The 22052-nt window shown below is 70.0% G+C and carries 11 protein-coding genes; 8 read left to right on the forward strand and 3 right to left on the reverse strand.

Annotation, left to right across the window (positions count from 1 at the left end; genetic code table 11):
• The first annotated feature begins 113 nt into the window (after positions 1–113).
• The 8 genes from OHA64_RS34530 to OHA64_RS34565 all read left to right on the forward strand — a co-directional run bounded on the left by OHA64_RS34530 (position 114) and on the right by OHA64_RS34565 (position 14118).
• On the forward strand, positions 114–5600 hold the full coding sequence (locus OHA64_RS34530; protein ID WP_405619884.1) for a HAMP domain-containing protein: 5487 nt from the start codon (positions 114–116) through the stop codon (positions 5598–5600).
• A 340-nt stretch (positions 5601–5940) separates the two neighbouring features.
• Positions 5941–6624, forward strand: a complete 684-nt coding sequence (locus OHA64_RS34535; protein WP_405619886.1) for a two-component system response regulator — start codon at positions 5941–5943, stop codon at positions 6622–6624.
• A gap of 208 nt (positions 6625–6832) precedes the next feature.
• Entirely contained in the window at positions 6833–9553 is a 2721-nt protein-coding gene (locus OHA64_RS34540; RefSeq protein ID WP_405619888.1) for a DNA translocase FtsK, read from the forward strand.
• 232 nt (positions 9554–9785) lie between these two features.
• Positions 9786–10628 carry a helix-turn-helix domain-containing protein gene (locus OHA64_RS34545; protein WP_405619890.1) on the forward strand — a complete coding sequence of 281 codons (843 nt, stop codon included), beginning with the start codon at positions 9786–9788 and terminating at the stop codon, positions 10626–10628.
• A 107-nt stretch (positions 10629–10735) separates the two neighbouring features.
• A complete protein-coding gene (gene rimO, locus OHA64_RS34550) occupies positions 10736–12235 on the forward strand; it encodes a 30S ribosomal protein S12 methylthiotransferase RimO (RefSeq protein ID WP_405619892.1) in 1500 nt (499 codons plus the stop codon).
• Positions 12232–13086 (forward strand): CDP-diacylglycerol--glycerol-3-phosphate 3-phosphatidyltransferase, encoded by an 855-nt coding sequence (pgsA, locus tag OHA64_RS34555; protein ID WP_405619894.1) that lies wholly within the window; start codon positions 12232–12234, stop codon positions 13084–13086. Before rimO ends, pgsA begins: the two co-directional genes overlap by 4 nt.
• The gene (locus tag OHA64_RS34560) at positions 13083–13628 is read left to right on the forward strand and encodes a CinA family protein (RefSeq protein ID WP_405619896.1); all 546 of its coding nucleotides are present in this window, start codon (positions 13083–13085) and stop codon (positions 13626–13628) included. Before pgsA ends, OHA64_RS34560 begins: the two co-directional genes overlap by 4 nt.
• Positions 13629–13737: 109 nt before the next feature.
• A complete protein-coding gene (locus OHA64_RS34565; RefSeq protein ID WP_405619898.1) occupies positions 13738–14118 on the forward strand; it encodes a helix-turn-helix domain-containing protein in 381 nt (126 codons plus the stop codon).
• Between the two features lie 972 nt (positions 14119–15090).
• On the opposite strand, the gene OHA64_RS34570 is transcribed toward OHA64_RS34565, so the two are convergent.
• From OHA64_RS34570 to OHA64_RS34580, 3 genes are all read right to left on the reverse strand, one after another.
• Complete coding sequence (locus OHA64_RS34570) at positions 15091–15855, reverse strand: SDR family NAD(P)-dependent oxidoreductase (RefSeq protein WP_405619900.1); 765 nt, start codon at positions 15853–15855, stop codon at positions 15091–15093.
• A gap of 119 nt (positions 15856–15974) precedes the next feature.
• Entirely contained in the window at positions 15975–16796 is an 822-nt protein-coding gene (locus tag OHA64_RS34575) for an Fpg/Nei family DNA glycosylase (protein WP_405619902.1), read from the reverse strand.
• A 139-nt stretch (positions 16797–16935) separates the two neighbouring features.
• Complete coding sequence (locus OHA64_RS34580; protein ID WP_405619904.1) at positions 16936–21996, reverse strand: ATP-dependent helicase; 5061 nt, start codon at positions 21994–21996, stop codon at positions 16936–16938.
• Between the last annotated feature and the right edge of the window lie 56 nt (positions 21997–22052).

Here is a 22052-nt window from a genome sequence, read left to right on the forward strand (position 1 = left end):
CAGCCCCCTGGTGCACCCTGGTATAGCGGACATACATACCCAGCAGTAACTCGTACGCCGAACAGTAGTACGCGAGCACAGCAGTAACGGTCGACCCCTGCGGGAGGGACACAGTGGAGTCTGGCGCAGCGACGCGGGGCACTAAAACGCGCGCGAAAGGCGGACAGTCCCCGAGTAACCAGCGCAAGGCGCGTGGTGGGACCACCGCGGTGGACACGGCTGCCCTGAACAGACTGATGGTGGCTCTCGTGGCGATGCGCGACGGGAACTTCCGTAAGCGGCTCACGGTGACCGGTGACGGGCCGATGTCGGAGATCGCCGCGGTTTTCAACGAGGTGGCCGACCGTAATCTTCATCTGACGGGTGAGCTGGCGCGTGTGCGGCGCATGGTGGGGCGCGAGGGAAAGCTCACAGAACGGCTGGAAACAGGCGCCTGTGAGGGGTCCTGGGCGGCCGCCATCGACAACTCGAACGCCCTTGTGGACGATTTGGCACGGCCTGTCTCCGAGGTCGGCCGGGTGCTGTCGGCGGTGGCGGAGGGCGATCTGTCGCCACGTATGGAGTTGCGGACGCAGGTCCCGGACGGGGCCGGGCATCCGCTGCGCGGCGAGTTCCTGAGGGTCGGGCGGACGGTCAACAACCTGGTCGACCAGTTGTCGACGTTCACCGACGAGGTCACGCGTGTGGCCAGTGAGGTGGGCACCGAGGGCAAGCTGGGCGGTCAGGCCCGAGTGCGCGGTATGTCCGGTTCGTGGAAAGACCTCACCGAGTCCGTCAACACCATGGCGTACCGGCTGACGGCGCAGGTGCGGGACATCGCGCTGGTGACCACGGCGGTCGCCAAGGGTGACTTGTCCCGGAAGGTCACGGTTCATGTCGAAGGCGAGATGCTGGAGCTGAAGAACACCGTCAACACGATGGTGGACCAGCTGTCCTCGTTCTCCTCCGAGGTGACCCGAGTCGCGCGAGAGGTCGGTGTCGAGGGCGAGCTGGGCGGCCAGGCGCAGGTGCCCGGTGTGGCCGGTGTGTGGAAGGACCTCACCGATTCGGTGAACCTCATGGCCGGCAACCTGACGGCCCAGGTGCGCGGGATCGCCCAGGTGACGACTGCGGTCGCCAACGGTGACCTGTCGCAGAAGGTGACGGTGTCGGCGCGCGGCGAGGTCGCGCAGCTCGCGGACACGATCAACCAGATGACCGAGACGCTGCGGATCTTCGCGGACGAGGTCACGCGCGTGGCCAACGAGGTCGGCGCCGAGGGGCAGCTCGGCGGGCAGGCCAACGTGCCGGGCGCGGCGGGGACGTGGAAGGACCTCACCGATTCGGTGAACACGGTCTTCCGGAACCTCACGACGCAGGTGCGGGACATCGCCGCCGTGACGACGGCGGTGGCCAACGGTGACCTGTCGCAGAAGGTCACCGTGGACGTGGCCGGTGAGATGCTGGAGCTGAAGAACACCGTCAACGGGATGGTGGACCAGCTCTCCGCGTTCGGCGCCGAGGTCACGCGGGTGGCGCGCGAGGTCGGCGTCGAGGGTGAGCTGGGCGGTCAGGCGCAGGTGCCGGGGGCCGCCGGGACGTGGAAGGATCTCACCGACTCCGTCAACACCGCGTTCCGGAATCTCACCGGACAGGTGAGGAACATCGCGCAGGTCACCACGGCGGTGGCCAACGGCGACCTCTCGCAGAAGGTCACCGTGGACGTCTCCGGTGAGATGCTCCAGCTGAAGAACACCGTGAACACGATGGTGGACCAGCTGTCGGCCTTCGCCGACCAGGTGACGCGGATGGCCCGGGACGTGGGCACAGAGGGACGGCTGGGCGGTCAGGCCGTGGTGCCGGGCGTCTCCGGTACGTGGAAGGAACTCACCGACTCCGTCAACTTCATGGGTGGCAACCTCACCTCGCAGGTGCGGCAGATCGCCCAGGTGACGACGGCGGTGGCCCGGGGTGACCTGTCCCAGAAGATCGACGTCGACGCGCGCGGCGAGATCCTGGAGCTGAAGAACACCATCAACACGATGGTCGACCAGCTGTCCGCCTTCGCCGACCAGGTGACCCGGGTCGCCCGCGAAGTGGGCACGGCCGGACAGCTCGGCGGACAGGCGCAGGTGCCCGGCGTCGCCGGTGTGTGGCGTGATCTGACGGACTCCGTGAACGGAATGGCGTCCAACCTGACCGGCCAGGTGCGCAACATCGCGCAGGTCGCGACGGCGGTGGCCCGGGGTGACCTGTCCCAGAAGATCACCGTGGACGCGCGCGGCGAGATCCTGGAGCTGAAGAACACCCTGAACACGATGGTGGACCAGCTGTCGTCGTTCGCGGAAGAGGTCACGCGTGTGGCCCGTGAGGTGGGAACGGAGGGCATCCTCGGCGGTCAGGCCGAGGTGCAGGGTGTCTCCGGTACCTGGAAGGACCTCACGCAGTCCGTGAACTTCATGGCGAACAACCTGACGATCCAGGTGCGCAACATCGCCGAGGTCACGACCGCGGTCGCCAAGGGTGATCTGTCGAAGAAGATCACCGTCGACGCGAGGGGCGAGATCCTCGAACTCGTCACCACCGTGAACACGATGGTGGACCAGCTGTCGTCGTTCGCCGAGCAGGTGACCCGGGTGGCCCGCGAGGTGGGGACCGAGGGCATCCTGGGCGGCCAGGCGCACGCGTCGGGTGTCACGGGCATCTGGAAGGACCTCACCGACAACGTCAACCTGATGGCCAACAACCTGACCGTGCAGGTGCGGAACATCTCCCAGGTCGCCGCGGCCGTCGCCAACGGTGACCTGACGCGGACGGTGACGATCGAGGCGCGCGGGGAGGTCGCTCAGCTCGCCGACACCTTCAACACCATGGTGAAGACGCTGAGTTCGTTCGCCGACCAGGTCACCAAGGTGGCCCGCGAGGTGGGCACGGACGGCATCCTGGGCGGTCAGGCGCGGGTGCCGGGAGTGGCCGGTACGTGGAAGGACCTCACCGAGTCGGTGAACCAGATGGCGTCCAACCTGACCGGTCAGGTGCGGAACATCGCCATGGTGACCACGGCCATCGCCAAGGGTGACCTGACAAAGAAGATCGACATCGACGCCCGCGGTGAGATCCTCGAACTCAAGACGACGATCAACACCATGGTCGATCAGTTGTCCTCGTTCGCCGAGGAGGTCACCCGAGTCGCCCGAGAGGTGGGCACGGAAGGCCAGCTGGGCGGTCAGGCACGCGTGCGGGACGTCGACGGCACCTGGCGCGACCTCACCGAGTCGGTGAACGAGATGGCCGGGAACCTGACCCGGCAGGTGCGTGCCATCGCGCGCGTGGCGACCGCGGTGACCCGTGGCGACCTGAACCTGAAGATCGACGTGGACGCGTCCGGGGAGATCCAGGAACTCCAGGACTACATCAACAAGATGATCGCCAACCTGCGCGACACCACGATCGCCAACAAGGAGCAGGACTGGCTCAAGGGCAACCTGGCCCGTATCTCCGCGCTGATGCAGGGCCGCCGCGACCTGGCGGACGTGGCCTCCCTCATCATGAGCGAGCTGACGCCGGTGGTGTCCGCACAGCACGGCGCGTTCTTCCTCACGATGCCGCTCCTCGACGGCAAGGACATCCGAGCCGAGAGCGAGGACGCGTACGAACTGCGCATGCTCGGGTCGTACGGCTACTCGATGGGTTCCATGCCGACGTCGTTCCGGCCGGGTGAGGCGCTCATCGGGACGGCCGCCCAGGAGAAGCGCACGATCCTGGTGGAGAACGCGCCCAGCGGGTATCTCAAGATCTCCTCCGGTCTCGGGGAGGCGCCGCCCGCACAAGTGATCGTCCTTCCGGTGCTGTTCGAGGGGCAGGTGCTCGGAGTCATCGAGTTGGCCTCCTTCACTCCCTTTACGCAGATTCAGAGGGATTTCCTCAACCAGATCGCCGAGATGATCGCGACCAGCGTCAACACCATCTCCGTCAACACCAAGACCGAGGTGCTGCTGAAGCAGTCGCAGGAGCTCACCGAGCAACTGCGCGAGCGGTCGGCCGAGTTGGAGAACCGGCAGAAGGCTCTCCAGGCCTCGAACGCCGAACTCGAGGAGAAGGCCGAGCTGCTGGCCCAGCAGAACCGGGACATCGAGGTCAAGAACACCGAGATCGAGGAGGCGCGCCAGGTCCTGGAGGAGCGCGCCGAGCAGCTCGCCGTGTCGATGCGCTACAAGAGCGAGTTCCTCGCGAACATGTCGCACGAGCTGCGCACGCCGCTCAACTCGCTGCTGATCCTGGCCAAGCTGCTCGCCGACAACGCCGAGGGGAATCTCTCCCCGAAGCAGGTCGAGTTCGCGGAGACGATCCACGGGGCCGGTTCCGACCTGCTCCAGCTGATCAACGACATCCTGGACCTGTCGAAGGTCGAGGCGGGCAAGATGGACGTCTCGCCGACGCGTATCGCGCTGGTCCAGCTCGTCGACTACGTGGAGGCCACCTTCCGGCCGCTGACCGCGGAGAAGGGCCTGGACCTGTCCGTGCGGGTGTCGCCGGAGCTGCCCGCCACGCTGCACACCGACGAACAGCGGCTGCTCCAGGTGTTGCGCAACCTGCTGTCCAACGCGGTGAAGTTCACCGATTCCGGGGCGGTCGAGCTGGTCATCAGGCCGGCCGGCCGGGATGTGCCGCCGGCGATCCGCGAGCAGCTCCTGGAAGCCGGTTCGCTGCGGGATCCGGGCGCCGACCTGATCGCGTTCTCGGTGACCGACACCGGTATCGGGATCGCCGCCAGCAAGATGCGAGTGATCTTCGAGGCGTTCAAGCAGGCGGACGGTACGACCAGTCGCAAGTACGGCGGTACCGGTCTGGGGCTGTCGATCTCGCGGGAGATCGCACAGTTGCTCGGCGGTGAGATCCACGCGCAGAGCGAGACGGGACGTGGCTCGACGTTCACGCTGTATTTGCCGCTGTACCCGAGCGAACTGCCGCCGCAGGGCTATCAGCAGCTCGCGCCCGCCCTGGGGGCCGGCGACCTCGTGGCGTCCGCTTCGAGGCAGCTCGAGTCGATCGAGTTGTCCGACGTGGAGATCGAGACGCCGGCCGAGGTGAAGTCGTACCGGGAGACGCAGAACGGCGCCGCCGCGCTCTTCCGTCGCCGCCGCAGGCCCGTGCAGGAGATCGAACAGCGGCACGCGCAGCTGGAGCAGTGGCCGACGGCCATGGAGCAGGAGACGACGCCCAAGCCGCGCCGCGGCATCCGGTTCGGCGGGGAGAAGGTGCTGATCGTCGACGACGACATCCGTAATGTCTTCGCGCTGACCAGCGTCCTCGAACAGCACGGGCTGTCCGTGCTGTACGCCGAGAACGGTCGCGAGGGCATCGAGGTGCTGGAGCAGCACGACGACGTGGCGGTCGTCCTGATGGACATCATGATGCCCGAGATGGACGGTTACGCGACGACCACGGCGATCCGAAGGATGCCGCAGTTCGCCGGGCTGCCGATCGTCGCGCTGACCGCGAAGGCGATGAAGGGGGACCGGGAGAAGGCGATCGAGTCGGGTGCCTCCGACTACGTCACCAAGCCGGTCGATCCGGATCACCTGTTGTCGGTGATGGATCAGTGGATGCGTGGCGAGTGACCGGCGGATGCATGAGGAGTGACGGGAACGGTCGGGCCGTGTTCGGGCTTCGTGCCGATGTGGCGGGGGCCCTCGGCGGAAGCAAGAAGTTGCTGATCCAGGGTGGTCGGAGTCGTGTAGAAGTACGGGATTCGGGGAACCTTCTGGTCTCCCACTACGTTTCTGCTATGTGCACCGTGACATCACGGTGACAGGGTGTGGCGACAGGCGGGGTGCGGCTACGATGACCGGCACAAGGACGGGCGGCGCAAGGGAGTCGTCCCCGGGGGCGGCGCCGGTCGGCGTCACCCCGAGTCCTGCGGACAGGGGAGGCCCCACGCCGGGGCGAGGAGGGCGGGCCATGGTGCAGAAGGCCAAGATCCTCCTGGTCGATGACCGGCCGGAGAATCTGCTGGCGCTGGAGGCCATCCTCTCTGCGCTCGATCAGACGCTGGTGCGGGCATCGTCCGGGGAGGAAGCGCTCAAGGCGCTGCTCACGGACGACTTCGCGGTCATTCTGCTGGACGTCCAGATGCCGGGCATGGACGGATTCGAAACGGCCGCGCACATCAAGCGGCGGGAGAGGACCCGGGACATCCCGATCATCTTCCTCACCGCGATCAACCACGGACCGCATCACACCTTCCGCGGGTACGCGGCGGGCGCGGTCGACTACATCTCGAAGCCGTTCGATCCCTGGGTGCTGCGCGCCAAGGTGTCCGTGTTCGTCGAGCTGTACATGAAGAACTGTCAGCTGCGTGAGCAGGCGGCGCTGTTGCGGCTCCAGTTGGAGGGCGGGGGCGGCAAGTCCGAGGCCGGCGAGGCCAAGGAGCCCGCGGGACTGCTCGCCGAGCTGTCCGCGCGGCTCGCGGCCGTCGAGGAACAGGCCGAGGCGCTGTCCAAGCAGTTGGACGACGATTCCGCGGACGCGGCGGCGGTGGCCACTGCGGCCCATCTCGAACGCAAACTCACGGGGTTGCGGCGCGCGCTGGACGCGCTCGAGCCGGGCACCGGGAGTGCTTCCTCACTGCCGTCGCAGAACTGACGCATGCCCGCAGCCGGCGTGGCCTAGGGGCCGGCCGGCTGCAGTGCCGTTTTCGCGTGACTCTGCCGCACTTTGGGCGATTCTGTTGCCCTGTTGGTGGCGCCGAGCGTGAGCGGGCGTCAATTCTGCTCCCAATAAGGGGCGACACGAACGGGTGAAGCAGTGGGCACACGTGTCCGCCGTCGTCTCCACCGGTAACCTCACACCTATGGCCTCACGTCCCTCCGCAGCCAAGAAGCCCGCCAAGAAGGCGGCCGCTCCGGCGAAGGCTCCGGCAAAGAGGGCCGCTGCGAAAAAGGCCCCCGCGAAGAAGGCGCCCGCCAAGAAGGCCGCGGCGAGGAAAACCGCGCCCCCGAAGCCGGCGCCCAGCCCGACCGGGGGCATCTACCGCCTCGTCCGCGCCGTCTGGCTCGGGCTGGCGCACGCCGTCGGCGCGGTGTTCCGCGGGATAGGGCAGGGCGCGAAGAACCTCGACCCCGCCCATCGCAAGGACGGCGTCGCGCTGCTGCTCCTCGGCCTCGCGCTGATCGTCGCCGCCGGCACCTGGTCGAACCTGCGCGGGCCCGTCGGCGACCTCGTCGAGATGCTGGTGACCGGAGCCTTCGGCCGGCTCGACCTGCTCGTGCCGATACTGCTCGCGGTCATCGCCGTACGGTTCATCCGGCACCCGGAGCAGCCCGAGGCCAACGGGCGCATCGTGATCGGTCTGTCGGCGCTGCTCGTCGGCGTGCTCGGCCAGGTCCACGTCGCCTGCGGCTCGCCCGCCCGCAGCGCCGGAATGCAGGGGATAAGGGACGCCGGCGGCCTCATCGGCTGGGGAGCGGCCACCCCGCTGACGTACACCATGGGCGACGTCCTCGCCGTACCGCTGCTCGTGCTGCTCACCGTCTTCGGGCTGCTCGTTGTCACGGCCACTCCGGTCAACGCCATTCCGCAGCGGTTGCGGCTGCTCGGCGTGAAGCTCGGCATCGTCCACGACTTGGCCGAGGACGAACTGGGCGAGGACGACGAGCGGTACGACGAACAGTGGCGCGAGGCGCTGCCCGCGCGCACCCGCAGGCGCGGTTCCGCCCCGGCGGCGTACGACCCCGACGGCGCGGAGCAGGACGCGCTCTCCAAGCGCCGCGGTCGTCCACGGCGCTCGGCCGTGCCGCAGCCCGACATGAGCCGTCCCCCGGATGCCGTGGACGTCGCCGCGGCGGCCGCCGCGGCGCTCGACGGTGCCGTCATGCACGGCATGCCGCCCTCGCCGATCGTCGCCGATCTCACCCAGGGGGTGAGCGTCGGGGACCGTGAGGAGACGACACCGACACCGACGCCCGTACCTGCGCCGGCCTCGCGACCCAAGCAGGAGAAGCTCGAGACACCCCGCAAGGGGGAGGTCCGGGACCTCACGAAGTCGCCGCCCAGCGAGCCGCGCGAGCTGCCGGCGCGGGCCGAGCAGCTTCAGCTGTCCGGCGACATCACGTACGCGCTGCCCTCGCTCGACCTCCTCACACGCGGCGGCCCCGGCAAGGCGCGCAGCGCCGCGAACGACGCCGTGGTCGCCTCGCTCACCAACGTCTTCACCGAGTTCAAGGTCGACGCCTCCGTCACGGGCTTCACCCGCGGGCCGACGGTCACGCGCTACGAGGTGGAGCTCGGGCCCGCGGTGAAGGTCGAGCGGATCACGGCCCTCGCCAAGAACATCGCGTACGCCGTCGCCAGTCCGGATGTGCGCATCATCAGCCCGATCCCCGGCAAGTCGGCCGTCGGCATCGAGATCCCGAACACCGACCGCGAGATGGTCAACCTCGGTGACGTGCTCCGGCTGGCCGAGTCCGCGGAGGACGACGACCCGATGCTGGTCGCCTTCGGCAAGGACGTCGAGGGCGGCTACGTCATGCACTCGCTGGCGAAGATGCCGCACGTGCTGGTCGCCGGCGCGACCGGTTCCGGCAAGTCCTCCTGCATCAACTGCCTGATCACCTCGGTCATGATGCGGGCGACACCCGAGGACGTCCGGATGATCCTGGTCGACCCCAAGCGGGTCGAACTGACCGTCTACGAGGGCATCCCGCACCTGATCACGCCGATCATCACCAACCCCAAGCGGGCCGCCGAGGCACTCCAGTGGGTCGTACGGGAGATGGACCTTCGCTACGACGACCTGGCGGCGTACGGGTACCGGCACATCGACGACTTCAACCGCGCCGTGCGCGAAGGGAAGGTCAAGCCTCCGGAGGGCAGCGAGCGGGAACTCTCGCCCTATCCGTACCTGCTGGTGATCGTCGACGAGCTCGCAGACCTGATGATGGTCGCACCGCGGGACGTGGAGGACTCCATCGTGCGCATCACACAGCTCGCGCGCGCGGCCGGCATCCACCTGGTGCTCGCCACCCAGCGACCCTCCGTCGACGTCGTCACCGGTCTGATCAAGGCGAACGTGCCGTCCCGGCTCGCCTTCGCCACGTCCTCGCTCGCCGACTCGCGGGTCATCCTCGACCAGCCCGGTGCCGAGAAACTGATCGGCAAGGGCGACGGGCTGTTCCTGCCGATGGGGGCCAACAAGCCGACCCGTATGCAGGGCGCCTTCGTGACCGAGGAAGAGGTCTCGGTGGTCGTCCAGCACTGCAAGGACCAGATGGCGCCGGTCTTCCGCGACGACGTCACCGTGGGCACCAAGCAGAAGAAGGAGATCGACGAGGAGATCGGCGACGACCTCGACCTGCTGTGCCAGGCGGCCGAGCTGGTCGTCTCCACCCAGTTCGGGTCGACGTCGATGCTGCAGCGGAAGCTGCGGGTCGGCTTCGCGAAGGCGGGGCGGCTCATGGACCTGATGGAGTCCCGGGGGATCGTCGGACCGACCGAAGGCTCAAAGGCTCGTGACGTTCTTGTGAAGCCTGACGAACTGGACGGAGTGCTCGCGGTGATCCGCGGGGAGGCTTAAAGAGAGTCCCAGGGCAGGTGGTCGATCGTGACTCACTCGTAAGGGATCATTGAGCAACCGTTTCCCTTCGGCGTACGTCAAGTTGAGGGAAGCGAAAACCACTGCCCGCCATCGGCGTGTCCGGCCATACCGATGGCGTACAAAGTCCCACCGTCCGGTTGCCCCACCCTTTCGTACCCCCCATAGACTGAACCTCCAGCACAGGCGGCTAAAACGCTCGAAAGGCGCCCCCGTGTCCCTCGGCAACTCCCCTGAAGACGAGCGTCCGTTCGAAGACGACCGTGAGGAAGCCCGCCTCTCCATCGGTCGTGTCCTCCAGCAGGCACGTATCGCGGCCGGGCTGACGGTCGACGACGTCAGTTCCGCCACCAGGGTCCGCCTGCCCATCGTGCACGCCATCGAGGCGGACGACTTCGGTCCGTGCGGCGGAGACGTGTATGCCCGCGGGCACATCAGGACCCTGGCCAAGGCCGTCCGGCTAGATCCTGGACCGCTGCTCGCCCAGTTCGACGCCGATCACGGTGGGCGTCCGGCCCCCACTCCTGCCGCGCCTCTCTTCGAGGCGGAGCGCATCAGGCCGGAGCGCCGGGGACCCAACTGGACCGCGGCCATGGTCGCCGCGATCGTCGCCGTCGTCGGTTTCGTCGGATTCACCGCGGTCAAGGGCGGTGACGACGACGGAGGCAAGAACACGCAGGTCGCCGACGGCGTCAAGCCCTCGACCAGCAAGAACACCTCGCCCACTCCTAAGAACGACAAGCCCGAGGGCTCGAAGCCGGACGCCTCGGACAGCGCCATCGCGGCCGCGCCCCAGGACAAGGTGACCGTCCAGGTCAGCGCCGCCGACGGCAAGAGCTGGATCTCCGCCAAGGACCACAACGGCCGACTGCTGTTCGACGGACTGCTCAAGCAGGGCGAGTCCAAGACCTTCCAGGACAGTGACAAAGTCAACCTCGTCCTCGGTGACGCGGGCGCGATCCAGCTGTATGTGAACGGTAAGAAGATCGAGAACGACTTCCAGCCGGGGGCCGTGGAGCGGCTCACGTATACGAAGGGCGACCCTCAGGTCGGGTGAGACGCTCCGGTGCCGGTCAGGGGCGCTGGGGTGCGGAAGGGGGCCGGCCGGGATCGGTCGGCCCCCTTCGACATGGGGTGTCAGTGGGACGAAGTAGTCTTGAGCCCATGCCTGAACGCCGTACCGTCGCACTCGTCACTCTTGGCTGCGCCCGTAACGAGGTGGACTCGGAGGAGCTCGCAGGCCGCTTGGAGGCGGACGGCTGGGACCTCGTGGAGGATGCCTCCGACGCGGACGTCGCTGTCGTCAACACGTGCGGCTTCGTCGACGCCGCCAAGAAGGACTCCGTCGACGCCCTTCTGGAGGCCAACGACCTCAAGGGGCAGGGCAGCAGAACCCAGGCCGTCGTGGCGGTGGGCTGCATGGCCGAGCGGTATGGCAAGGACCTCGCCGAGGCTCTCCCCGAGGCCGACGGTGTGCTCGGCTTCGACGACTACGCCGACATCTCCGACCGCCTGCAGACCATCCTGAACGGCGGCATCCACGCCTCGCACACCCCCCGTGACCGGCGCAAGCTGCTGCCGATCAGCCCGGCCGAGCGGCAGGAGTCGGCGGCGTCAGTCGCGCTGCCGGGCCACGGTCCGGCCGAGCAGGATGCCCCGGCCGCCCCCGCCGATCTTCCGGAAGGGCTCGCTCCGGCCTCCGGGCCCCGCGCGCCCCTGCGCCGCCGTCTGGACGGCTCCCCGGTCGCCTCGGTGAAGCTCGCCTCCGGCTGCGACCGGCGCTGCACCTTCTGCGCGATCCCGTCCTTCCGCGGCTCGTTCATCTCGCGTCGGCCCTCCGATGTCCTGAACGAAACGCGTTGGCTGGGCGAGCAGGGCGTCAAGGAGATCATGCTGGTCTCCGAGAACAACACGTCCTACGGCAAGGACCTCGGCGACATCCGCCTGCTGGAGTCGCTGCTGCCCGAGCTCGCCGAAGTGGACGGCATCGAACGGGTGCGGGTCAGCTACCTCCAGCCGGCCGAGATGCGGCCCGGGCTGATCGACGTCCTCACGTCAACGCCCAACGTGGCGCCGTACTTCGACCTGTCCTTCCAGCACTCCGCGCCCGACGTGCTGCGCGCGATGCGCCGCTTCGGTGACACCGACCGCTTCCTGGAACTGCTCGACACCATCCGCAGCAAGGCCCCTCAGGCGGGCGTGCGCTCCAACTTCATCGTGGGCTTCCCCGGCGAGACCGAGGACGACCTGGCCGAGCTGGAGCGCTTCCTCAACAGCGCGAGGCTGGACGCCATCGGCGTCTTCGGGTACTCCGACGAGGACGGCACGGAAGCCGCGACGTACGAGAACAAGCTGCACGAGGACGTCGTCGCCGAGCGGCTCGCGCGGGTCTCCCGGCTCGCCGAGGAACTCGTCTCCCAGCGGTCCGAGGAGCGTGTGGGCGAGACCGTGCAGGTGCTCGTGGAGTCGATCGACGACGAGGGTGTCTACGGCCGCGGGGCGCACCAGGCGCCCGAGACCGACGGCCAGGTGCTGCTCACGAGCGGCGAAGGACTGAGCGTCGGCCGTATGGTCGAGGCGAAGGTGGTAGGTACGGAGGGCGTCGACCTGGTGGCCGAGCCCCTGCAGGGCTCGTTCGCGGGTAGTGAGGAGGCGGGCAGATGACCGGAGTACCGGCGTCCGCCCCGGGTGGCTCCTCCGCCGCCAAGGGCGCGACCGCGGGTGCGGCCGCGGCCGGGGCCGCTCCGGCCTCAGGTGCTCAGCCCGTGCCCGGTGCCGCCTCCGGTTCGGCCGGCCCCGCTGGTGTGGTCCCTGGTCCTTCCGGTGCGTCTGGTCCCCCCGGTCCCGCTGGTGCTGTCGGCGTCTCCGGTGCTGACGGCGATGCGAAAGCCGCGCGCGGCGCGAAGATCGCGGCCGCGGCCGTCAACCAGGCCAGTGTCTGGAACATCGCCAATCTGCTGACCATGCTCCGGCTGCTCCTCGTGCCGGGCTTCGTCGCGCTGATGCTGGCCGAGGGCGGATACGACCCGGCGTGGCGCTCGCTGGCCTGGGCGGCCTTCGCCATCGCCATGATCACCGACCTGTTCGACGGGCATCTGGCGCGGACATACGACCTCGTCACCGACTTCGGGAAGATCGCCGACCCCATCGCCGACAAGGCGATCATGGGCGCGGCGCTGATCTGTCTGTCCGCGCTGGGGGACCTGCCGTGGTGGGTGACGGTCGTCATCCTCGGCCGGGAACTCGGGATCACGCTGTTGCGTTTTCTGGTCATCCGGTACGGCGTCATCCCGGCGAGCCGAGGCGGCAAGCTGAAGACCCTCACGCAGGGCGTGGCCGTCGGGATGTACGTCCTGGCGCTGACGGGGTGGCTGGCGACCCTGAGGTTCTGGGTGATGGCGGCGGCGGTCGTGCTGACCGTCGTGACCGGGCTCGACTATGTGAGACAGGCCATTGTGCTGCGTCGGCAGGGAATCGCCGAGCGCAAGGCGGCGTTGGAGGAGACGGAAGCGTGAGTTCCCCGGCCACCGAAGTGGTGCGACTACTCACGGTGAGGGGTGAGACGCTCGCTGTCGCCGAGTCGCTCACCGGCGGACTGGTTGCGGCGGAGGTCACGGCGGCCCCCGGGGCCTCCCTGGCTTTCCGGGGATCGGTGACCGCCTACGCCACCGAACTCAAACATCGACTGCTGGGTGTCGACGCCACACTGCTGGCGGAGCGCGGAGCAGTGGATCCGCAGGTCGCGGCCCAGATGGCAGCCGGAGTGCGTAGAGCGCTCGGTGCCGACTGGGGCATCGCGACCACCGGAGTCGCCGGGCCGGAACCGCAGGACGGCAAGCCCGTCGGCACGGTTTTCGTGGCCGTCGACGGGCCGTCCGCCCCGGATTTCGGAGACACCGGTGGCGGGAAAGTGACCGCACTGCGGTTGAACGGCGACCGGGCGGAAATTCGTATGGAGAGTGTACGGAGCGTACTCGCACTGCTCCTGGAGGGGCTTGCGGGCGAACAGACCGGGAATGAGCGGGCACAGGATACGGAACGGAACGGGGGGTTTTGATGTTTGCAGCCCTGAGTGAACACGACATCGCTCCCCGCACGGCCGCGGCGCAAGGCGGTACGGTGGGGCGTAATGGATGCGGCTACGCGGTCCGAGGAGGGAGCCACCGATGATTCTGCTCCGTCGCCTGCTTGGTGACGTGCTGCGTCGGCAGCGCCAGCGCCAGGGCCGTACTCTGCGCGAAGTCTCCTCGTCCGCCCGAGTCTCACTCGGCTATCTCTCCGAGGTGGAGCGGGGGCAGAAGGAGGCTTCCTCTGAGCTGCTCTCCGCCATCTGCGACGCGTTGGACGTACGGATGTCCGAGCTCATGCGGGAAGTGAGCGACGAGCTCGCCCTCGCCGAGCTGGCCCAGTCTGCTGCGGCCACCCCCAGCGAGCCTGTGACCACGCCGGTTCGCCCGATGCTGGGTTCCGTCTCGGTGACCGGTGTGCCACCGGATCGGGTGACCATCAAGGCGCCGGCCGAAGCGGTGGACGTGGTCGCCGCGTGACAGTGCGCGGGCGTGCGCATGAGCTGACGATGCGCTGAGAAGTGTGCGGGCCCCGGCCGGGGTTTCTTCGGATGATCCGGAAACAGATCATCTGGAGAGGCGCTGGTCGGGGCTTTCGTGCATCGTGGACCCGGTGAGCGAGTTCCGCCTGCGACCGTGGCCGTTCGTGTGCCCTCTTTGCGGGAGTGGACGGCGGTCTGGCGTCGGGCTGGAGGTGGGTCCATGGCACGGCAGATAGCGGGGTGGAGGGTTCGCCGGGTCCGGGGGGCCTGGGCTGCTTGGCGGGTTTGGGGCCCTCGGGGTTTCGGGGGGTCATGGGGTGCTTGGGACTCCCGGGGCTATAGGAGCCCAAGGGGTTGGTGGGGTCTCTGGGGTTTCTACGGGGCGGTTCTGGGGCTGGGGCTGCTGTGGTGGTGGGCTGTGCTGCGGCTCGTGCTGTCGCCGGACGCCGGGGCGCTGGAGGGGGCGGTCGCGGCCGGGGGGTGGGGGCTGAGTCTGCTGCCGGTGCACTGTGTGCCGAAGGCGCGGGCAGCGGGCGCTCTGGCCGCGGGGCGGTGGGGGCACGCATGGCGTGCGGCCGGATCTCCCGCGGCGTTGGCGGGAGGGGGAGCGGGGGCGGCGTTGTGTGGCGGGGCTGTGCGGGCGGCAGGGGGTGAAGGGGCCCCCGGGGCCTCGGGAGGGGCTTCGGGAAGCGGTCCGGGTGGGGGTGCTGGGGAGCCTGACGGAGGGGCTGGGACGGCGTCTCCGGGTGGGTCTTCGTGAACGGGTCCTGGTGGGGGTGCTGAGGCGTCTCCGGGTGGGTCTTCGTGAACGGGTCCCGGTGGGGTTCGGAAGCGTCCCCGGGTGGGTCCTCGGTCACGGGCTCCGGTGGGGGTTCGGCGGCGTCTTCTGGCGGGTCTTCGGTGGCAGGTTCGGGCGGGCCGTCGGCAACGGCTTCTGGCGGGGCTGGGGGTGGGGTGTCTCCCGGTGGGGCTACCAAGGCATGGCCACCCCGCCGTTCGGACGCAGGATCTGGCCCGTCGTGAAGGCTGAGGCGTCGGACGCCAGGTAGAGCACGGCGTGGGCGATGTCCTCGGGTTCACCGACCCGGCCCAGCGGTGACATGCGGGCCATCAGCGACTCGGTGCGCGCCTGTGCCTCGGCGTCGTGGCGGTCGGTCATAGGGGTGCGGATCCAGCCCGGAGCGACCGCGTTGACCCGGATGCCGTGCCGGCCGAGCTCGGTCGCCAGCGTCTTCGTCAGTTGCACGACGGCCGCCTTGGCCGCGCCGTAACAGAGCAGGCCGGCGCCGCCCGTATCCACGGCTCCCGAGGCCATGGTGACGATGCTGCCCCTGACCTCCCGGGCGAGCATCAGCCGGGCGGCCTCCTGGCAGGAGTGCAGCACACCCTTGAAATTGACGTTCAGCACCCGGTCGAGATCCTCGTCACGGGTCTCCAGAACCGGGCTGCTGTGCATGATCCCGGCGATCGCGGCCATCACGTCGAGACGCTCGCAGGAGGCGACGGCCTGGCGGAGCTGGTCGCGGTCGGTGACGTCGAGGTGATGGCGGTGGGCGGTGCCTCCCACGTCCTTGATGGTCCTCGCCGTCTCCTCCAGGCCGGGTGCGTCGAGGTCCGCGCAGTGCACGGTGGCGCCGGCCCGGGCCAGCAGGACGGCGGACGCGCGGCCGATGCCGCCGGCGGCGCCGGTGACGAAGGCGGTGCGTCCGGTGAGGTCGTACGCGCTGACGGCCATGAGGGGACGGTACGAGGGTTTCTGACGGGGCGTCAATTAGTCGTACGGGGCTGTGCGGGGTGGGCCAGGTCGGATTGGTCCGGTGGGTCGGGTGGCTCCGGTGGTCCGGCGGGTCGGGTTCAGGCCGGTGTTCGGCGGGCGCCCGGTGCCGGAGCGGGGCCGGGCTGGCAGGTCGGGCACCAGTACGTGGGGCGTTCGCGGGAACCGTCGCCCTGGTCGGCCACGCGGACGGGCGTACGGCAGCGGAGGCAGGGACGAGGGGCGCGGCCGTACACGAACAGGTCCTGGCCGTGGCGGCCCGTCGTGACGCGGACCGGCCGGTCCCTGTTGGCCTCCAGGAGCTTCTTGGCCAGCACCGGCAGGTGCGTGGCGCGGTCGCCGGGGAGGGCGCCGACGGGCAGCCAGGGGGTGACGCCGAGGAGGAAGCACAGCTCGCTCTTGTACACGTTGCCGATGCCGGCGAGATTGCGCTGGTCGAGCAGCGCCTCGCCGAGGGGGCGGGCGGGGTCGGCGAGGAGGTTGGCCAGGGCCAGGTCCGGGTCCCAGTCGGGGCCCAGGAGGTCGGGGCCGAGGTGGCCCACGACGCGGTGTTCGTCGGCAGTGCGGAGGAGTTCGAGGAGGGGGAGGCGGTAGCCGACGGCCGTGCGGTCGGCGGTTCCGAGGATCACGCGGATCTGGTGGGTGGGGCCGCCGGTCCAGCGTTGGTCGTTGGCGTACACCTTCCAGGATCCGTCCATCCGCAGGTGCGAGTGGAGGGTGAGACCGCCCTCGACGCGGGCGAGGAGATGCTTGCCGCGCGGGGTGACGTCCAGGACGGTGCGGCCGGTGAGGTCGGCGGTCGCGTACCGGGGCACCCGCAGGTCGCTACGGGTCAGCATTTTGCCGGCGAGGGCGGTGTGCAGCCGCCTCGCGGCCTGCCAGACCGTGTCTCCTTCGGGCATGGGTCAAGGGTGGCACGGTGGGGGTAGGCCGTGCGTGGCACGCCTCCTGGGGCATCAGGGACTCCGGCGTCGACGGGCGTACGTCCGGGACTCCGGTGTACACGCGCGTACGTCCGGGGGATCTAGTCCTGCCCCAGGGTCACGCTCGCAGGCGCAGGCCGCGGGGGGTGGCGATGAAGCCCGCTCCTTCCAGGAGAGTGCCGAAGGGGGATGTCAGGGCCGAGGCGCCGTTGACCCGTTCCACGGTGACCGTCCCGAGAGAGCCCGCCTTCGCGGCCTTGGCGAGTGCCTCGCTCGCGGCTCGCAGACGGGAGTCTTCGGCGGCTGTGCCGTCGGGGTCGGCGGGCCAGGCCAGCAAGGTCTTGCCGCCGCGCTCCATGTAGAGGGCCAGCTCGCCGTCGACCAGCACCACCAGGGAGCCCGCCTTGCGGCCCGGCTTGTGGCCGGCGCCCGTCGGGGGTTCCGGCCACGGAAGAGCCGCGCCGTACGCGTTCGCGGGATCGGCGGCGGCGAGGACGACGGCTCGGGAGTCGGGGGTGGAGCGAGGGCGGCGGCCGGTCGTCGCAGAGCTGTACGGCGTGAACGAGCTGTAGGGGCTGTACGGGCCGGTCTGCGGGGCGAGGTCGCTGGGGGACGTCCATTCGCTGCGTGAGATGGGGCCGGGGAAAGGAGGCCGGCCGTCGTCGAAGCCGGAATCGGCGGGGGCGGTCCGGCCGTCGGGTCGGTCCTGTCCGGCCGAGGGGTTCTGCCCGTCGGTCCCGGTTTCGGTTCCGGTCCCGGAGGCGGCGGGTCCGCTGAAGGCGTCTTCGGGGAAGTCCGGAAGAGGGCCGAAGGCGTCGGGGCCGAAGTCGGTGTACGGGGCGGAGCCACCCTGCGCGGTATCGGGATGGGGGGCGAAGCCGTCGAGAGTGCTGCCTGGGGTGCCGTCGGTCCGGGGCGGGAGCGGCAGGGCTTCGCCGCGGTCGCGGGCGTTGGCCACCGCGCGGAGGCGGTCGACCGCGCCGTCCATGGCGAACTGGGCGGCGCCAAGGCCCTCCACCACATAGCCACGGCGTGCCTGACCGCTGTCCTCGAAGGCGGACAGGATGCGGTACACCGCCGAGAAGCCGCCTTCCACGCCCTCCGCGGCGACCGCTCCCCGGGTCACCACGCCGTGCCGGTCGAGCAGGACGCGGGCCAGGGCGTGGGCACGCACCGTGAGATCGTCCTCGCGGTGAGGGAGCAGGGACCAGCGGCCCGCGACAGTCGGCGGTCCGCCGCGGGAGGCGGGGCGGGCGGCGGCGGTCAGCGAGCCGTAGCGCCCGCGCGGGATCGTGCGCTTGGCGCGGTGGGCCGTGGAGCCCGCGGTGCGACCCGAGCCCAGCAGGGAGCGCATGGGGGTCAGCGTGTCGTTGGTGAGCCTGCCGGACCAGGCCAGGTCCCAGAGAATGTCGGCCAGTTGTGGATCGGTCGCGTCGGGGTGCGTGGTGGCACGGACCTGGTCGGCGATCTGCCGGAAGAACAGGCCGTAGCCCCCCGAGAGGGCGTCCAGGACGGACTGGTGGAGCGCCGTCAGCTCCAAGGGGTGGGGCGGCGGGAGGAGCAAGGGAGCCGCGTCCGCCAGATAGAGCGAGACCCAGCCGTCCTTGCCGGGGAGGGAGCCTGCTCCGGCCCAGACGATCTCTCCGGCGGCGGTGAGTTCGTCGAGCATCGCGGGCGTGTAGTTCGCCACGCGAGAGGGCAGGACGAGCTTCTCCAGGGCGGACGCCGGCACGGACGCGCCCTGCAGCTGCTCGACGGCCCGCACCAACCCGTCGATGCCGCGCAGCCCGTGGCCCGTGCCGATGTGCTGCCACTGGGGGAGGAACTGTGCCAGCGCGGGCGGGGGCACCGGCTCCAGCTCGTGGCGCAGGGCGGCGAGGGAGCGGCGGCGCAGGCGGCGCAGGACCGTCGCGTCGCACCACTCCTGGCCGATCCCGGCCGGATGGAACTCCCCCTGGACGACTCTCCCCGTCGCCGCGAGCCTCTGGAGGGCGCCTTCGGTGACCGCCACGCCAAGACCGAAGCGGGCCGCGGCCGTGGCCGACGTGAACGGGCCGTGAGTGCGCGCATGGCGCGCGAGGAGGTCGCCCAGCGGGTCCTTGACGGGCTCCGTGAACGCCTCCGGTACGCCCACCGGGAGCGCCGTGCCCAGTGCGTCGCGCAGCCGGCCAGCGTCCTCGATCGCCGCCCAGTGGTCGGCGCCGGCGATACGGACCCGGATCGCGCGACGGGCGGAAGCCAGCTCCCGCGCCCACTGCGGCTCGGCGCCCCGCTCGGCGAGCTCGTCCTCCCTGAGCGGACCGAGGAGGCGCAGCAGGTCGGCGACGCCCTCTGCGTCCTTGACGCGGCGGTCCTCGGTGAGCCACTGGAGCTCCTGCTCCAGCTCGGTCAGCACCTCGGCGTCGAGCAGTTCACGAAGTTCCGCCTGGCCGAGCAGCTCGGCCAGCAGACGCGAGTCCAGGGACAGGGCGGCGGCGCGGCGCTCGGCGAGCGGTGAGTCTCCCTCGTACAGGAACTGGGCGACGTACCCGAAGAGGAGGGAGCGGGCGAAGGGGGAGGGCTCGGGGGTGGTGACCTCGACGAGACGGACCTTGCGGGACTCCAGGTCGCCCATCAGCTCGACCAGGCCGGGGACGTCGAAAACGTCCTGGAGGCATTCACGGACCGCCTCCAGGACGATCGGGAACGAGCCGAACTCGCTTGCCACCTGGAGCAGTTGGGCGGCGCGCTGGCGTTGCTGCCACAGCGGCGTGCGCTTGCCAGGGTTGCGGCGGGGCAACAGCAGCGCACGCGCCGCGCACTCACGGAAGCGGGACGCGAACAGTGCCGAGCCGCCGACCTGGTCGGTGACGACCTGGTCGACCTCGCCCTTGTCGAAGACGACGTCCGCCGCTCCTACGGGTGCCTGCTCCGCGTCGTACTCCGTGCCCGCCTTCATGGGTTCCTGGTCGAGCAGGTCCAGGGTCATCAGGTCGGCGTCGGGCAGCCGGAGGACGATGCCGTCGTCGGCGTGCATGACCTGGGCGTCCATGCCGTACCGCTCGGAGAGCTTGGCCCCCAGGGCAAGGGCCCATGGGGCGTGCACCTGGGCGCCGAAGGGGGAGTGCACCACGACCCGCCAGTCGCCGAGCTCGTCGCGGAAGCGCTCCACGACGATCGTGCGGTCGTCCGGGATGTGGCCGCACGCCTCTCGCTGCTCGGCCAGGTAGGACAGGACGTTGTCGGCGGCCCAGGCGTCCAGACCCGCGGCGAGGAGGCGGAGGCGGGCGTCCTCCTGGGGGAGGGATCCGACCTCGCGGAGGAACGCCCCCACCGCACGGCCCAGTTCGAGCGGGCGGCCCAGCTGGTCGCCCTTCCAGAAGGGGAGCCTGCCCGGGACGCCGGGGGCGGGGGAGACCAGGACGCGGTCGCGGGTGATGTCCTCGATACGCCACGAGCTGGTGCCGAGGGTGAAGACATCGCCGACTCGGGACTCGTAGACCATCTCCTCGTCGAGTTCACCGACCCGACCGCCGCCCTTCTTCGGGTCGGAGCCCGCGAGGAAGACCCCGAAGAGGCCGCGGTCGGGAATCGTGCCCCCGGAGGTCACGGCGAGGCGCTGGGCGCCGGGGCGGCCGGTGATCGTCCCGGCCACCCGGTCCCAGACCACGCGTGGACGCAGCTCCGCGAACGCGTCGGACGGATAACGGCCGGCGAGCATGTCGAGGACGGCGGTGAACGCGGACTCGGGGAGCGAGGCGAAGGGGGCGGCCCGGCGGACCATGGCGAGCAGGTCGTCCAGCTGCCAGGTGTCCATCGAGGTCATCGCGACGAGCTGCTGCGCGAGGACGTCCAGGGGGTTGGCGGGCACCCTGAGGGACTCGATGGAGCCGGTGCGCATCCGTTCGGTGACGACCGCCGCCTGGACCAGGTCGCCGCGGTACTTCGGGAAGACCACGCCGGTGGAGACGGCTCCGACCTGGTGTCCCGCGCGGCCGACGCGCTGGAGGCCGGATGCCACGGATGGGGGCGACTCGACCTGGATGACAAGGTCGACCGCGCCCATGTCGATGCCCAGTTCGAGGCTGGAGGTCGCCACCACGGCGGGCAGGCGGCCGGCCTTGAGGTCCTCCTCGACGAGGGCGCGCTGCTCCTTGGAGACCGAGCCGTGGTGGGCGCGGGCGATGACCGGGGGAGCGCCCTGTGCCGCGCCCGAGCCGCCCATGAGCTCGGCGGGAGCATGGTGCTCGTCGAGGGGTTCGCCGGTGGCTCGCTCGTAGGCGATCTCGTTGAGCCGGTTGCAGAGCCGTTCGGCGAGGCGGCGGGAGTTGGCGAACACGATCGTCGAGCGGTGCGCCTGGACGAGGTCGGCGATGCGCTCCTCGACGTGCGGCCAGATCGACGGGCGTTCCGCCCCTTCGCTGCCGTCGGCGACCGGGGAGCCGCCCAGTTCGCCCAGGTCCTCGACCGGGACGACGACCGAGAGGTCGAACTCCTTGCCGGACTTGGGCTGGACGATCTCCACCTTGCGGCGGGGGGAGAGATAGCGGGCGACCTCGTCGACCGGGCGGACCGTCGCCGAGAGGCCGATGCGGCGGGCCGGCCTCGGGAGGAGTTCGTCCAGGCGCTCCAGGGAGAGCGCGAGGTGGGCGCCGCGCTTGGTGCCGGCGACGGCGTGGACCTCGTCGAGGATCACCGTTTCGATGCCGGTCAGCGCCTCGCGCGTGGCCGACGTCAGCATCAGGAACAGGGACTCCGGGGTGGTGATCAGGATGTCCGGGGGGCGAGTGGACAGCGCGCGGCGCTCGGCTGCGGGGGTGTCGCCGGAGCGGATACCCACCTTGACCTCCGGCTCGGGCCGGCCCAGTCGGACGGATTCCTGGCGGATTCCGGTCAGAGGGCTGCGGAGGTTGCGCTCCACGTCGACGGCGAGGGCCTTGAGCGGGGAGACGTACAGGATGCGGCAGCGCTTCCTGGGGTCGGCGGGTGGGGGTGTCGAGGCCAGCTGGTCGAGTGCGGCGAGGAAGGCGGCCAGGGTTTTGCCGGAGCCGGTGGGAGCTACGACCAGCACGTCCGAGCCCGCCGCGATGGCCTGCCACGCGCCCGCCTGGGCGGCGGTGGGCGCGTCGAAGGCACCCGTGAACCAGCCGCGGGTCGCGGGGGAGAAGCCGTCCAGGGCTTGGTGTGCGGAACTGACCATGTGTCCATCCTGCACCTCGGGACTGACAATTCGTTTGGCCTGCGGGTGCCTCCGGC

The sequence above is a fragment of the Streptomyces sp. NBC_00076 genome (assembly GCF_045041235.1).
In the GTDB taxonomy this organism is placed as follows: domain Bacteria; phylum Actinomycetota; class Actinomycetes; order Streptomycetales; family Streptomycetaceae; genus Streptomyces.